Origin of the sequence: Hyphomonas beringensis, assembly GCF_000682755.1 — a bacterium.
Taxonomy (GTDB): Bacteria; Pseudomonadota; Alphaproteobacteria; order Caulobacterales; family Hyphomonadaceae; genus Hyphomonas; species Hyphomonas beringensis.
This window is the reverse complement of sequence record NZ_AWFF01000033.1, coordinates 60,285-75,240: the sequence shown is the minus strand read 5'-3', so window position 1 is coordinate 75,240 and position 14,956 is coordinate 60,285. Positions and strand designations below refer to the sequence as shown.

Genomic DNA, 14,956 nt, shown 5'->3' with positions numbered 1-14,956 from the left:
GGCGGCGGCCTTGTCTGCGAGCCGATGACGCGGCTTGGCGCGGCGGTCACTGGAGTCGATGCTTCCGAGAAAAACATCAAGACCGCGATGACGCACGCCCAGGAACAAGGCCTCGATATCGACTATCGCGCCGGCACGGCCGAAGGCCTGATCGATGGCGGGGAGACGCAATTCGACATCGTTCTCAATCTGGAAGTGGTCGAACATGTCGCAGACCCGCATACCTTCCTGAAGGACACAGCCAGCCTGGTGAAGCCCGGCGGTCTGATGATTGTTGCCACGCTGAACCGTACGGCCAAGGCCCTTGCGACGGCAGTCGTCGGCGCGGAATATGTGCTTGGCTGGTTACCCCGGGGCACGCATGACTGGTCGAAATTCGTGACACCTGACGAAGCCACCGCAGGCCTCAAGGCCGCAGGAATGGACGTCGAGCCGCCAAATGGCGTGTCTTACAGCCCGCTCTCGGACAGCTGGAAGATCTCCAGCGACACGAAAGTAAATTACATGATCGTAGCCCGGAGACCTGCTGAATGACCGATTTGCCCATGCCAAATGATGTGCTGACCTATTGGATCGGCGAGACCAATGAGTCTGCTGAGGCCATCGAGGAGAAACATAAACTCTGGTTCGGCAAATCCGAAGCAACCGATGAAGAGATCCGGACTCGCTTCCTGCCCCTGCTTGAAGAGATGAGCCATCTGCCCTTTGCTGACGACTGGGCCGAACAGGGCCCGCGCCAGCGTCTGGCAACCATTATCGTGCTGGACCAGTTCAGCCGTAATCTATTTCGCGGCCAAGAACGCGCCTTTGATCAGGATTCCCTGGCGCTGCGCTACTGCCTGGACGGCCTGACTTTTGGTCAGGACCAGGGTTTGTCAGAGACCGAGCGCGTGTTCTTTTACCTGCCGCTGGAGCACTCAGAAAAAATGGACGATCAAGAGCGGTCTGTCGCCCTCTTCACGAAGCTTGCACAAGATGCGCGTGAACCGTTCCGGGAGTTTGCCAAGAGCACACTCGACTACGCCGAAGCCCACAAGAAGGTGATCGAGCAATTCGGCCGCTTCCCGCATCGCAATGAAGCCCTTGGCCGCGAGTCCACCGAGGAAGAAAAAGAGTGGCTGGCTGAAGGGGGCGGCTTTTAGTCCATCAATTCCGGACCGCGCGGGTCCATGGAATTCGCAAGCGATTTCTGGACTTCACGGGTAAGCGTGTAGGATGACGCCGCAATGGCAGCCAGCACGTAAAGAATGCCCGGCAACAGACAGAAGACGAGCAGCAGCCCATGAATGGCTTCGGGTGAGTTTTCCTTGCCCGGATGAAACCCTGCCACCTGCCCCAGGATAAAATAGCCTACGCCCAACGCCAGACTCGCGCCAAATTTATAGGCGCTCGTCAGCATGGAATAATAGATGCCGGAGCGGTTCTCGCCGGTACGTGAGGTCTGCTCCTCAACAATGTCGGCAATCATGGAACGTGTCAGAACAAGCGGTGCGCTGAAGGCTGCTCCGTTGAGGATCGCACCAGGCAGCAACCAGAACATGCCCGTGCCGACCTGACCGGCTATATAGTAATAGATATAGCTGATCGCGGCCGTCAGTGCGGCGGCGCAGAACGCAATATGCTTTTCTGTTTTGGCCGCCAGCTTCAGCCAGAGCGGCATGGCCATGGCCGCACACAGGAAGAACAGCATCAGGATCATGCTGGCCCCGGCATCTGTCATCTTGAAGACGTGTTCAGCCACGAAAAGGTAGTTCGCTGCTGTCACCGCAATCGCCGTTCCGGCCAGGACTTCCACCAGCAATACACGGCCAAGCAGTTTGTTGCGCAGCGCGGCCAGCATGGATTTCAGGTCAAATTTGGCGGCCCCGTTCGCTTCGCCCTTCATGGGCGGGTCGGGAACAAACACCGTAGACAGAAAGGCCGAGAGCGGCAGAAAAATCAGCAGGAGACATCCCATTGTGGCCACTTGCGCAAACCGGTCGACGTGCAGCTGCATGGCGGCAAGAATTGCCGGCACAGCCAGCAAGCCCAACATTGCCAGCACGCTGACAATTTCCGCCCAAAGGAACAAGCGCGAACGATCATCATAATCCCGCGCGATTGCCGGCACCCATGCCGAGCGCGACGTCTGCAACAATGTGAACCCCACATAGAATAGCAGCATCCAGATGATGAAATATCCGGGCGTCACGCCGTCTCGGGGCGGCAGATAAATGAAGAAGGTCGCAAGGCCCAGAATGGGCACGCTGATCAGGATCCAGTGCCGCACACGCCCAAGGGGGCTGCGATACCGGTCCACCAGAAAGCCCATGACCGGATCTGTAACCAGGTCCCACAGGCGCAGCAGCATGAACAGGAGGCCGGTCAATTCCAGCCCGAGACCAACCTCATTGGCATAGAGAGGTGCCAGATACACACCTACAGGAAGCCCCACGCCGGCAAGCGGGATGCTGAGTGTGCTGAACGCGAGCACACGGGGAAGAGACAGGCGCCGGCCACTTGCGTCAGTCATTCTGGCATCGTGCATGCTAAAAACGTGACGGCCAAGTCATTTTTTAACGTCAGGATGGTTGACGCCGGGGCGGCAGCGTTTGACACAGGTTACGTGAATCCGGGAGGGCGGAGAGAAATGCTGAAGAAAATCCTGTTGGGCCTGGCGGCGCTGATCGTTGTGCTTGTTGCCGTACTTCTGGTGCGCACATTCTCGTATGGTAGTGGCAGTGTGGGCGAGCGCGTTGATCTCGCGGATGCGCCTGCCGTCTCCGCCGAAGAGGCAGCCGCCCATCTCAGCGAAGCCATTCAGTTCCGCACGATTACCGTTGCCCCCGGCGACCCGCGCCCAGGTCAGGACGGCCCGTGGCTGGAGTTCCAGGACTGGCTGCAGGCAACCTATCCCGCCGCCCACGCGGCCATGAAACGCGAACTGGTGCCCGGCACGCTAACCCTGCTGTACACATGGGAAGGGTCTGACCCGTCTCTCGATCCCCTGCTGCTGATGGCTCACCAGGATGTTGTGCCGGTCAATATCGGCACCGAAGGAGACTGGACGGGCGCGCCCTTTGCCGGCGAGATTATTGACGGCTACATCTATGGACGCGGCGCCCTGGATGACAAAGGCAATCTCATTGCCCTGATGGAGGCCGCAGAATCCCTCGCCAAGTCCGGCTTCCAGCCTGAGCGGACGGTCCACTTCATGTTTGGGCATGATGAGGAAGTCTCCGGCTCCGGGGCACAGGCCGGGATCGCCCTGCTGAAGTCGCGCGGCGTCACTCCGGAAATGGTGCTTGATGAAGGCTTCATGGTGCTGGACCCCTCCCCACTAACAGGTAAGCGCATGGGCTTTATCGGCGTCTCGGAAAAGGGCTACACCACGATCGTCATCACGGCACATGCCAAAGGCGGCCACTCCTCCATGCCCCCCCGCAATTCAGCCGCGGTGAACCTTTCCCGCGCCATCATTGCTCTCGACGAAAATCAGATGCCTGCGGACTTTTCCAAGCCGCCCATCTCTAACCTCCTCGAAGCCTCTTCGCGCGACATGTCCTTCATAAACCGCATGGCCTTTGCCAATCTCTGGCTGTTCAAGGGCATGGTAGATTCGTCGTTCTCGAAGATACCGGCCGGGAATGCGATGATCCGTACAACCACAGCGCCAACCATGCTGGTAGGCTCTGCCAAAGAGAACGTTCTGCCGCAGCGCGCCATGGCGACCGTGAATTTCCGTATCCACCCGAACGATACGCCGGAAAGCGTACTGCAACACGTCAAGGATCTGACAGCGGACATTGAAGGCATTGAAGTCAGCCTTGGGGACGAAGGCATCAACAGTCCGGCTTCGCCTGTGTCGCCTACAGACAATCGCGCCTATGCCGTGCTGGCGAGTGTGGCCGAGAAGGTTGGCGATGGCGCGCCTGCTGCGCCGAGCCTTGTGCTTGGTGCGACGGATGCACGCTATGCCTCCGCGATCAGCAAGAATGTCTACCGCTTCGCACCGGCGCTTGTGAAGGAAGAAGACACGCATGGCTTCCATGGCACGAATGAGCGACTGGAAGTCGCCAATATGAAGCGCCTGTCAGAAGGCTATGCCCAGATTATCCTCGGAATGGACGGTCCGGACAAATAAGACGCACAGTCCCATCAGGGCACGGTAACAGTCTGGCGCCCTCCGCCTGCCCCCGCAGGCATGGAGAGCGCCAGACAGCCCCCACTTACCGCCCCCTACGCAGCCGCTTTCACGGCCGGACGATATGCCTCTGCATCTGATGTAAATTCGGCATGGCCATAGCGTTTCAGCAAACGATGTATCTTGGCCGTCAAATGACGTTCCATCAGTCCCCTGACACCAGGGATGGACCGAGCCGCTTTGTAGAGCCCCATCTTCATCGCAATGTATGGGAACAATACTGTAGCGATCACATAATCCAGGGGCTGGACCGGAACGCCCATTTCCCGCGCCACCTTGCTGTCCCCTCCCAGGAACTGCTTCACCAGAACAAGCCGCGCCAGACGCCGCTCAAGCGCATTGCGGATACGGTTTCCAAGGGACCGGTTCGGCGGCAAATAGGTTGCCAGAGTTGCGCGCACCAGAGAGCCGCAGGTTTCATCATCAAAGCCTGAGCGGATAGAGGCTGAGCGCGCATTCATGATGTCGACAATGCCCTGCGGCGTGTCCATCAACAGGTCTTCGGGCAGGCCGAGCAAATAACAACGATAACGGCTGAACTCCAGCTGCGCGCGTTCATCCGGTGTGAACTCTGTCCGCCCCTCTTCCAGCATCTGGTAAGATAACAGGAACACATCGATCAGACCGGCAGGCATCTGGTCCACCTGCGGCACAGGAATGCCGTAGACGGAAATATCCCAGACATTGCGCATCCGCCGCATGACATTGAAGCGCACCATGGAGTGCATCAGGCGAACCATGGCTGCTGCCTTGAAGCCTTCGCCACGCGGCTCCAGAGCACCTGGCAGGGTCGTCACGGTAAAGAAGGTTGCCGTTTCATTCACGCGGCGCGATGCCGAAGCGTGGCTCAACGTGCCGGTCAGCGCCATGGGCAGCGCCGTATACTTGTTCAAAAAGGTGGCAAGGAAAGCGCCGCGGATCATCCAAGGCGCCGTGACCGACATGGGCAAGCGGTTCAGCCGGGCCCCTTCCCGCACCAGATCCATGTCCAGCCAATCCGGCTTTGTTTCCATTTCCTCAATCAGGGCGACAAGCTGAGGTGGCGCATCCGGCACGGCCTCCAATCCTTTGTCACAGGCAGTGGTCAGCATCTCGACCAGCCGCTTGAAGCCATAAGTGGCCATCAAGGACGCATAGGCGTCAGCCGTCACATCTCCCAGCATCGTATAGGCTTTGACCCGCTCACGCATCTCGGCAGGTGGGACAGGGAATTTGTCCGCATAGCTCGCCATGGAGCTTTCAGCGATATTTTCGGTGTAGCGTTCAGGTGTCTGCGAGAAGTCGACATCGCCATACATCATCGGAAGGGCCATCTTCTGCCCTTCGATGCGCTCATGAACATGCTCGAGCGAAGTCTGCATACACCTTCTCCTGACTGCGTCTTTTCACAGCCCTCAGTATAATCTAAGCAATGCTCATATTTTTACTCGCATCCCGAATATGGGTTGGCATCGTTCCGGAAGGGCACGCAAGTGACTGAAAAGAAAAGAAGAAAACCCACGCAAAAGCGCGCGCAGGCCACCGTCGAGGCCATTCTGGAAGCTGCCTTTCAGATTCTCGAGGCAGAAGGACTCAACAATCTGACAACCAATCACATTGCCGAACGAGCCGGGGTCAGCATCGGCACGCTCTACCAGTATTTTGAGGATCGCGACGCCATTCTTCTGGCCATTGCCCAGAAAGAGAGTGATGAAATCCGGCAATTGGTGACCGAGATCATCCTGGAAACCCCGGAAATCTCCAGCATTCGCGCAATTGTCCGCGCCCTGATTCACGGCCCTCAAGGCTCGCCGGAAACCCGTATAGCGCTATCGGATGTCCTCTTCCGGAATGGAGGCGCCACAGAGATGAGCCGGCAGCACCTTGCGCTGCTCGCATCTCTTCAGGAAAGCGCGGATGTGGAACTCAATCTGGGCCGCGAAGCCACCTTTATTCTGACTCATGCCGCCATTTATCTTTTGCGTGCGGCGGCTGCCGAGCCTGAACTGGAGCTTGATACGAACATATTGGAAGATGAGATCGTGTACCTGATGGAGAGCTATATAAACAATCTGTCCATGCGCAGTACACGAACAGACTAGCCACTATTGAAATGGCCCCAGATGCGTTCTGCAAGGGCTTCGCTCACACCTTCAACTTCCATCAGGTCTGCCACCTTGGCGCGGGATACGCCTTTGGCTGAACCGAAATGGTGCAGCAGCGCCTTCTTACGGGCCGGACCGACACCTTCGATTTCATCCAAGGGTGATGTCTTGATCGCAGCAGACCGCTTCGCCCGGTGTGCACCAATGGCCCATCTGTGCGCTTCATCCCGCAAGCGCTGAAGATAGTAAAGCACAGGCGCTGTTTCCGGCAACTTGAAAGGCGGCCTGCCCGGACGGAAAAATTGCTCCCGGCCGGCATTTCGGTCCACACCCTTGGCGATGGAAACAAGATTCACATCGTCCGGCGTCACACCAATCTCTGCCAGGGCTTCAATCACGGCGATCATTTGACCCAAGCCGCCATCAATCAGCACCAGATCCGGCCAGTTGGCCCCATTGCCCTCTTCACGCTCTTTCAGCGCACGGGAAAACCGCCGGCGCATGACTTCGCGCATCATGCCATAATCATCGCCGGGCTCGATCGTCTCGTCTTTTATATTGAACTTGCGATAGGCATTCTTCATGAAGCCTTCCGGACCGGCCACAACCATTCCGCCCACGGCATTCGTGCCCTGAATGTGGGAATTGTCGTAGATTTCAATCCGCTCGGGCGGGCTTTCCAGTTCGAAAACCTTCGCAACTTCCGCCAAGAGGCGCGCCTGGCTCGCAGTCTCCGCCAGCTTACGGGAAAGCGCCTCGCTGGCATTGCGTGCGGCCTGGGCCACCAGATCCTTCTTGCTGCCGCGTTCGGGCTTGCGCACCTCCACCTTGCGGCCGGCTTTCAGTTCAAGCGCTTCGGAAATCAGCTCCGCCTGATCCGGCATCTCGTTGACAAGGATAAGTCTGGGCGGCGGACGCTTGTCATAGAATTGGACGAGGAAAGCCGAGAGAACCTCCTCTGGCGTCTGCTCGCGTTCATGGCGAGGATAATGCGCCGTCGCGCCCCAGTTCTGCCCGGCACGAATGAAGAAGACCTGTACACATGAAACGCCGCCATCCATTTCAATGGCAAACACATCCGCCTCTTCGATATCTTCCGGGTTCACATCCTGGGTGGAGCGAACATGGGCCAGCGCCCGGATCCGGTCTCGCAGACGGGCCGCGCGCTCAAACTCCATCTCCTCGGCGGCTTGCTCCATGTCAGCGGCCAGGCGCTTCTGCAGGTCGGCCCCCTTCCCGCGCAGGAAATCCGCCGCCTGGTCTGCCAGGGCCTGATAGTCTTCTGTAGAAATGAGCCCCACACACGGCGCAGCGCAGCGCTTGATCTGGTGCAGCATGCAGGGGCGTGTACGGACTGAGTATACGCTGTCTTCACACGTGCGCAGCAGGAAGGCTTTCTGCAACGTGTCCAGCGTCCGCATCACGGCACCGGCACTGGCAAACGGCCCGAAATAGTCTCCCTGATCCATCTTGCTGCCGCGATACTTCTTGATCTGTGGCGCTTCGTGATCGCGGCGGATCAGGATGTAGGGGAAGGATTTGTCGTCGCGCAGCAGAACATTGAAACGCGGCTTCAAGCTCTTGATCAGGCTGGCTTCCAGCAGCAGCGCCTCTGTCTCTGTCTCGGTCACGACGAATTCCATCCGCCGCGTCATGGAGATCATCCGCGCGATACGCTGCGTGTGGCCTCCGAGACGCGCATAATTCGACACGCGCGCCTTCAGGTCCCGCGCCTTGCCGACATACAGAACCTCATCATGCTCGCCGAACATGCGGTATACGCCCGGCCGGGCTGGCAGGCGTTTCAGATTGTCCTTGATGACATCAATGCCCCGAAGAGGCGATGCGCTGGAATCGGTCGGGCTCATGCCTCTACAGATAGCTTGCCAAAGAGCAGTATGCGAGACCCTAGAGGTAGTGCGACAGGTCCAACCGGGAATCGAGGATCCAGCCTGCGCCGAAAGCAAATACCATCACCAGCACCAGGGAGCTGAAGAATGAACGCCTCTTGCTGGGGTCTGCAGATCGCTTGGCTGCCTTCACGAGAATCAGCATGAAAAGGATCAGGATAAAGCCGCTGAGAAGGAAAACCTTTTCCATGTCATCCAGACGCGCCAGCCACAAACTGATGTCCCGATAGGCCATATTAAGCGTATTGGCCACTTCATCGAGGAAGCGGTTCAAGACAGAATTGCTATTTGCAGCGTTCATGGCGGTATATTTCACCCCTCCAAAGGGACTCCCGGATATTCCGATACCCGGAACATCGCAAAACAAGGCTAATATCTTGTTGTGAGTGCACATTTGAGTTTACCAGGCATGGTTAAGGCCTGATTAAGTTATCATGAGGCCATGCGGCAGAATTACTCTGGCCACCCCCTTGCAGGCTGGACGCGGCAGGATTACTCCGGGGCCCGCGATACCGCTTACCAAGTCACCGGAACCCTATCATGTCAGCCGAAATCCGCCTGTCCGACGCGCTCGACCGCGTAAAGCCCTCCGCCACCATCGCCGTTACAACGAAAGCCAATGAGCTGAAACGTGAAGGCCATGACGTGATTGGTCTGGGCGCAGGCGAGCCGGATTTCGATACGCCCGACAATATCAAGGACGCGGCCATCAAGGCGATCCGCGATGGCAAGACAAAATACACGCCTGCCGATGGCATGCCGGAACTGAAGGAAGCCATCTGCGCGAAATTCTCTCGCGAGAATGGCCTGACCTACAAGCCAAGCCAGATCCACATCGCACCAGGCGGCAAGCCCGTCATCTACAATGCGTTTCTCGCCACATTGAATCCCGGTGATGAAGTGATCATCCCGGCCCCTTATTGGGTCTCCTATCCGGACATGGTTCTGCTAGCGAGCGGCGAGCCGGTTGCTGTCCCGTGCGGACCGGAGGTGAATTACAAGCTGACGCCGGAAGCGCTGGAAGCGGCCATTACACCAAAAACCAAATGGCTGCTGCTGAACTCTCCGTCCAACCCGACTGGCGCGGCCTATACGAAGGCAGAGCTGCGCGCGCTGGCAGATGTGCTGCTGGATCATCCGCATGTCTGGATCCTGACAGACGACATGTATGAGCACCTCGTCTATGACGGCTTTGAATACTGGACCATCGCCCAGGTCGAGCCGGGCCTCTACGACCGCACGCTGACCGTGAATGGCGTTTCCAAGGCCTATGCGATGACCGGCTGGCGTATCGGCTATGCGGGCGGTCCTGAGAAACTGATCGGCGCCATGCGCAAGGTAATCAGCCAGACGACCTCCAACCCCTGCTCCATCAGCCAGTGGGCCAGCGTCGAAGCTCTGAATGGCACGCAGGACTTCCTGCCAGAGCGTCGCGCCGTGTATCAGCAACGCCGCGACATGGTGGTCGAAGGCCTCAACAATACGCCGGGCCTGACCTGCCCGACACCGGAAGGCGCCTTCTATGTCTATCCGTCCTGCGCCGGCGTGATCGGCAAGACCAGCCCGTCCGGCAAAGTGATCGAGAATGACGAGATCTTCGCTGCCGAACTGCTGGAACAGGAAAAAGTGGCTGTTGTGTTTGGCGCTGCATTCGGCCTGTCACCGGCTTTCCGGGTGTCCTACGCAACATCTACAGAAGCCCTGCAGGAAGCCCTGAAACGCATCCACCGCTTCTGTTCCAGCCTGTCATAAACAGCTATAGGGTAATCCTATAGCGGCATCTCGGCCTATCAATTGGCACCCGGCACATGCACTCCCTATCTTTTGTCTATAAAGACAAAAGGAGTTTTCCCATGCCTGTTGATATTGGTCTGAATGACGAAGCCCGAAACACATCTGCGGACGCCTTGCGCGTCCTGCTCGCTGAGACCTATGCGCTCTATTCCAAGACGCATGGCTATCACTGGAACGTAACAGGCCCGCGTTTCAGCTCACTGCATACGATGTTCGAGACGCAGTACAATGAGCTGTGGATGGCACTGGACGAGATTGCGGAACGGATTCGCGCCCTTGGTCACTTCGCACCGGCCTCTGCTGCTGAGATGGTTGAGCCTGCCACGATCAAACCTGACAATGGCATCCCGGATGCGGAGACGATGGTCGAAAATCTGGTCAAAGGCCACGAAGCGATCAGCCGCGCGGCCAAGGCAGGGCTCAAAATCGCTCAGGACAATGGCGATGAGGTAACCGCAGACCTGATGACCCAGAGGGCCACAATTGCCGAGAAAACAGCCTGGATGCTTCGCGCAAGCCTCTAGCGTACAAGGCCCCTTCACCTACTTTCAGCTGCCGCCTCTCCCCACCGGAGAGGCGGCAGTTTTGTTTTGGAATGCTGCGGCGCAACACGTCAGGAAATTGCGCAAAAAAAAGCCCGGCTGCGGAAAACGCGCCGGGCTGAAGTATCGGGTCCCGTTGGGGGGAGGAAACGCCCAATCGGAGGAAAGATTGGGTACATGCCCGGGACCCTTGGCATACCGGGTAAATAACCCTTGTTACGCTTATTACAAGATGCGTCTCAGCAGGGCTTTCATGCATTTATGCATGCGGTATTGGAATTTGACTTAATTGTGACGCATAGCAGGCCGCCGGAGGATTTCCGTCTCAGCGGTGATGAAATCTCTGAAAGCTGCAACCCGTTTGGACCGCCGAAGATCGCTTGGGTAGATAAAATAGAGATCGAAGATTGGGCCAACGGTTTCCGGCAACACTTTCACGAGGCGCGGCATGGTGGAGGCCATGTAGTCCGGCACGTCCGCAATGCCCAGGCCCGCATCGACAGCCCTCAACATGGCGAACACATTGTTCACCTTCAGCGCGGCCTGGCGTGGCGGGCTATCATCACGCCCAACCCGGCAGGCAAAGCTCATAACATCCAGAAGCGAGCTTTCATCACCATAGGCAATAATCCGGTGATTATCGAGGTCCTGCGGCGTGCGAGGCATGCCATAGGCCTTTAGATATTCGGGCGCGGCGTACAAATTCGTTGCCACAGTGCCGAGCTTGCGCTGGATCAGGTCTGCCTTGTCCGCGGCCCACAATCGAATGGCGCACTCTGCCTCCAGCTTCAGCAGGTCATATTCCCGACTATCATCCAGACGCAGATCCAGATTGAGGTCCGGATGCTTCCGGGCAAACGTGCCAAGGCGCGGAACCAGCCAAGTAGAGCCAAAAGCCATTGGGGCGGAGACGATGAGCTCCCCCTGTGGGGTTTCCTGCTGGTCTTTCAGCAGCGTATTCGCCGATTGCGCCGCGCTCGCCATCTCCATGGTGGAGCGAAACAGCGTATGGCCGCTATCAGTCAGGACAAGGCCGCGAGCATGACGCTGGAACAGAGACACACCAAGCGCCTCTTCCAGGGCTGCGATCTGACGAGAAACGGCCGATTGCGAAATGCCCAGACGCTCCCCTGCAGAGGTCAGGCTTCCGGCTTCGGCGGCCGCGTGAAAAGACTTCAATTTGCCCCAATCCATGAGGTCAGTTTGTGACGTCTATTTAACGTCACGGCAAGAGGGAGAATGCGTGTGGCTGGGGCCGTCGCCCTACCAGCGCGCCTTGTATCCGCGCGTGTCGACATGCACGAACGGCCCGTGCGCTGCATTGGCACCATAAGCAGAGCCACCGCCTGGCACCCAGCGTGGATCTTTCTTCGCTGCCAGATCATCAATCAGGGCGACGAGCGCGTAAGCGTCCGCCTTCTCGATGCGGCCATTGCCGTCAAGATCATCCATCTGACCGTCACGGTCCTGGTCGATGTAAATGTCAGCCGCATCTCCATAGAGGTGCCGTGAAGACGTTGTCGTGTTGCCGATAGCCGCATTGTAGAATGGCGTGCGATATCCGCTCATCACGAAGAAGGTGTCGGCTTCCCAGCCCCGTTCATTTGCAGCCTCAAGAATGATCTCCAACTTCACCAACATCTCAGGCCGCAGCAACAAATAAGTCGGTTCATGACCGGGCTGCTGCTTGCAGCGAAACTGTCCGAGCTTAAAATTCGGGGAGACCCGCAAATCCTCTGACATAGCGGTCAGATCTATAAAGCCGCGCGGTACGGCATAGCTGCTCATATTCCTCAGCGGCTGAGCATATTTGCCGATACGATAGCCGTTCAGGGCATCTTCGACGCCGTTTCGAAATGGTGTGAGCACGAACAAGTTCAGATGCACCTGTTGACCATTATGAGTAATGGTCATGTCTTCAAGCCCCGGGCTATCTGGTGCCCTCCAGAGGATCTTACCCCCCTCTTCCGAGACCTCACCTGCGCTTACGCTGATTGAGGCGCCTTGCGGCACTTCAATCTCAACCGGCTCGCCCGGCATCCCGGAGGCAGAGATAAGAGGCAAAGCAGAAAGTGTTCCATTAACCCTGATTTCAAATCCCGCCTCACTAACTTCAGAGACTTGCCGTGTTTGCCCACCCGGAGTGGTTAACTCAGCAAACACTGCGATTGCGGGAAGAAGCAGGAATTTGAAAAGTTCAGAATAAATTGGATCAGTCCTCGTATCAAATGGCCGAAAATTACCCGCACTTTTAACCAATGCGCTCGCACCTGTAACGCACCAAGCGGCAATTGGTGCCATAAATTTTTATCAGCCTTTTCAGGCCTTAAACTCGGAACCCCTGCGTACTCGGCGTGTTTAACTGGCGAATTCAGAACAACGATGCCGGGGCATTTTGGCACGCAGCTTAGCAGCGCCGCCCCATGCTTCCAGAACGGACATACAAAGAGGGCACTTAACATGAATACCAACAACAAGCTCCTTGCCTCAACGATTCTCGCAACAGCCAGCCTGTTCGTCGCAGCAACAGCCTCAGCTCAGCATGCCGCGCCAGTCGATACTGCCCCCGTCGCCGCTCTAACTGCCGACGAAGCCATGGGCTCGACACTTTCGTCCCCTGAAGCCAATGCTCTGCAAGCTCTGATCACCAATGACTGGCTGGAAGAAGAACTTTCTGCAGAGACCGAAGCCGGGGTTCTAATGACGGTGCGTGCCACATATGCCCAGAATGTATTTGAGCCGGTCTGGACAAAAAAAGGGGCGCAATCCCTGAAGCGTGCACGCGCAGATCTCTTTTCATATGGCATCGTCGCATCGGATACATCTGCCGACCTGCTTGAGAACATGATTGACCAGAGATTCAATGGCGAGACATCTGAAGCTCGCGCGGAAGCTGATCTGCGACTGACAGCCGCCTGGGTTCGCATGGCATCTGCTGTAAGCGGAGGACTTTCCGACAATGGCGAAGCCGCAACGTCAAAGACTGACAAGCCTTCCATGTCCATGGTTCAAAAGAACCTCATAAAGGCAGCCAAAGGCGATGCCGACGACGTTCTGTCCGACATGGAGCCAACGCACCCGCAATATATGCGCCTCAAGAAAGAGCTCAAACAGTATCGTGAACTGAAAGCGGAAGGCGGTTGGCTGGCCATTCCGGCAGGCGATGCTATAGAGCCTGGAGACACAGACGCCCGTGTTCCGGCCCTGCGCGAACGCCTGGAACGTGAAGGCTATATGGAACCGGAAACCTGGACAGAGGCCCTGCTGCAAACAATCGGCCTGGATGATTCCGAAGCCACTGATGAGACGAAAGACGCTTCCGTTGATCCGGAAATGGTCTTCGATACAAAGCTTGAGGAAGGCCTGAAGGCTTTCCAGCGTCATCACGGCCTTGAGGATGATGGCGTACTTGGCGACAAGACGCTCGCGGCCCTGAATGAGAGCGTCGAATCCAAGATCGACCGTATCGCCGACACGATGAACCGCTGGCGTCATTATGATGATCTTGGCGAGAAGTATATCTGGGCGAACATCCCTTCCTTTATGGTAGAGGGCTGGGACGATGGCCGTATGGAAATCTCCATGAAGACGATTGTCGGGATGCCGTCACGGGAGACCCCGGTCTTTTCAGATCAGGTCGAATATGCCGTGGCAAATCCGAAATGGTATGCACCCGTCAGCATCGTGAAGAAGGACAAGCTGAGCAAGCTGGCCAAAGACCCAAGCTACGCTACACGCAAGAACTTCACAGTTATAGACCGTGCCACCGGCCAGCAGGTGTCTGCGGCCAGCGTGGACTGGACGGATCCGGCATCAGCTCAGAATTACCAGCTTATCCAAGGCCCCGGCGCGAGCAATGCATTGGGGGACATGAAAATCATTTTCCCGAACCAATACTCAGTGTACCTGCACGGCACGCCTGGCAAGAGACTGTTTGACAGAGCGCAACGCACATTCAGCTCTGGCTGTATTCGCCTGGAAAACCCTGATGAGATGGCCGAATGGATCGCCGAGGATGATCCGGTTGTGTCCAAAAAGGATGTTGAAGAGGCCCTCGAAGGCACGGCGCCGGAGCGTATCAACTTCACAAATGAGACTCAGATTCACATCACCTACATGACGGTGACAGTGGGTGAAGATGGCACCCCTTATTTCTGGCGTGACGTATATAATGAAGAGGGCGGCCTCATGATGGTGGACAAGTATGCGCCACTCTATATTCCGCAAACAGAAGAAGAGATGGCCAAGGCTTCGACAAGCCGCAAAAAGGGCTAAGCGCCTTAGACATTCCCCCGACAAGGCCTTTCTTGATCACAATTGATCAAGAAAGGCCTTTGCCGTTTCGCGATAGGCCTGTCGCTTGTCGTCGCTCATACGCCCCCACGTGGCGAACATCTGTGCCATGCGGGGATTGTCTTCCAGCAAGAGAATGAGATTGGCCAT

14 protein-coding genes are annotated in these 14,956 nt (G+C 57.2%); 7 read left to right on the top strand and 7 right to left on the bottom strand.

Translation table 11 applies throughout. The features are described from left to right. Both ubiG and HY29_RS08185 read left to right on the top strand, forming a co-directional pair. On the top strand, positions 1–534 hold a 534-nt coding region (gene ubiG, locus HY29_RS08190; protein WP_034795403.1), incomplete at its 5' end, for a bifunctional 2-polyprenyl-6-hydroxyphenol methylase/3-demethylubiquinol 3-O-methyltransferase UbiG. After that, the gene (locus HY29_RS08185) at positions 531–1,142 is read left to right on the top strand and encodes a DUF924 family protein (protein ID WP_034795402.1); all 612 of its coding nucleotides are present in this window, start codon (positions 531–533) and stop codon (positions 1,140–1,142) included. The genes ubiG and HY29_RS08185, both read left to right, overlap by 4 nt. Here the strand turns inward: HY29_RS08185 and HY29_RS08180 are convergent. Continuing rightward, entirely contained in the window at positions 1,139–2,512 is a 1,374-nt protein-coding gene (locus tag HY29_RS08180) for an MFS transporter (RefSeq protein WP_162176693.1), read from the bottom strand. The two genes, HY29_RS08185 and HY29_RS08180, sit on opposite strands and share 4 nt — an antisense overlap. Positions 2,513–2,629: 117 nt before the next feature. Here HY29_RS08180 and HY29_RS08175 point away from each other — a divergent pair, with 117 nt between their 5' ends. Next, positions 2,630–4,123 (top strand): M20 family peptidase, encoded by a 1,494-nt coding sequence (locus HY29_RS08175; RefSeq protein ID WP_034795398.1) that lies wholly within the window; start codon positions 2,630–2,632, stop codon positions 4,121–4,123. A gap of 95 nt (positions 4,124–4,218) precedes the next feature. On the opposite strand, the gene HY29_RS08170 is transcribed toward HY29_RS08175, so the two are convergent. Further along, positions 4,219–5,544, bottom strand: coding sequence for an oxygenase MpaB family protein (locus HY29_RS08170; protein ID WP_034795395.1), 1,326 nt, complete (start codon positions 5,542–5,544; stop codon positions 4,219–4,221). 111 nt (positions 5,545–5,655) lie between these two features. On the opposite strand from HY29_RS08170, the gene HY29_RS08165 reads away from it, so the two are divergent. Then, on the top strand, positions 5,656–6,264 hold the full coding sequence (locus HY29_RS08165; protein WP_034795394.1) for a TetR/AcrR family transcriptional regulator: 609 nt from the start codon (positions 5,656–5,658) through the stop codon (positions 6,262–6,264). Here HY29_RS08165 and uvrC read toward each other — a convergent pair. Further along, complete coding sequence (uvrC, locus tag HY29_RS08160; RefSeq protein ID WP_034795389.1) at positions 6,261–8,135, bottom strand: excinuclease ABC subunit UvrC; 1,875 nt, start codon at positions 8,133–8,135, stop codon at positions 6,261–6,263. The genes HY29_RS08165 and uvrC overlap by 4 nt on opposite strands. Positions 8,136–8,175: 40 nt before the next feature. Then, positions 8,176–8,478: a hypothetical protein gene (locus HY29_RS08155; RefSeq protein WP_034795386.1), complete on the bottom strand. Its 303-nt coding sequence runs from the start codon at positions 8,476–8,478 to the stop codon at positions 8,176–8,178. A 239-nt stretch (positions 8,479–8,717) separates the two neighbouring features. On the opposite strand from HY29_RS08155, the gene HY29_RS08150 reads away from it, so the two are divergent. Together HY29_RS08150 and HY29_RS08145 are read left to right on the top strand one after the other, a co-directional pair. After that, positions 8,718–9,929 (top strand): pyridoxal phosphate-dependent aminotransferase, encoded by a 1,212-nt coding sequence (locus HY29_RS08150; protein ID WP_034795382.1) that lies wholly within the window; start codon positions 8,718–8,720, stop codon positions 9,927–9,929. Positions 9,930–10,030: 101 nt separating this feature from the next. After that, complete coding sequence (locus HY29_RS08145; protein WP_034795380.1) at positions 10,031–10,495, top strand: Dps family protein; 465 nt, start codon at positions 10,031–10,033, stop codon at positions 10,493–10,495. Between the two features lie 303 nt (positions 10,496–10,798). On the opposite strand, the gene HY29_RS08140 is transcribed toward HY29_RS08145, so the two are convergent. After that, entirely contained in the window at positions 10,799–11,692 is an 894-nt protein-coding gene (locus tag HY29_RS08140; RefSeq protein ID WP_233346689.1) for a LysR family transcriptional regulator, read from the bottom strand. Between the two features lie 84 nt (positions 11,693–11,776). After that, the gene (locus tag HY29_RS08135; protein ID WP_162176692.1) at positions 11,777–12,577 is read right to left on the bottom strand and encodes a D-Ala-D-Ala carboxypeptidase family metallohydrolase; all 801 of its coding nucleotides are present in this window, start codon (positions 12,575–12,577) and stop codon (positions 11,777–11,779) included. 396 nt (positions 12,578–12,973) lie between these two features. On the opposite strand from HY29_RS08135, the gene HY29_RS08130 reads away from it, so the two are divergent. After that, the gene (locus HY29_RS08130) at positions 12,974–14,788 is read left to right on the top strand and encodes a L,D-transpeptidase family protein (RefSeq protein WP_034795373.1); all 1,815 of its coding nucleotides are present in this window, start codon (positions 12,974–12,976) and stop codon (positions 14,786–14,788) included. Positions 14,789–14,824: 36 nt separating this feature from the next. Here HY29_RS08130 and HY29_RS19815 read toward each other — a convergent pair whose 3' ends face one another. Then, a complete protein-coding gene (locus HY29_RS19815) occupies positions 14,825–14,956 on the bottom strand; it encodes a hypothetical protein (protein ID WP_277813016.1) in 132 nt (43 codons plus the stop codon).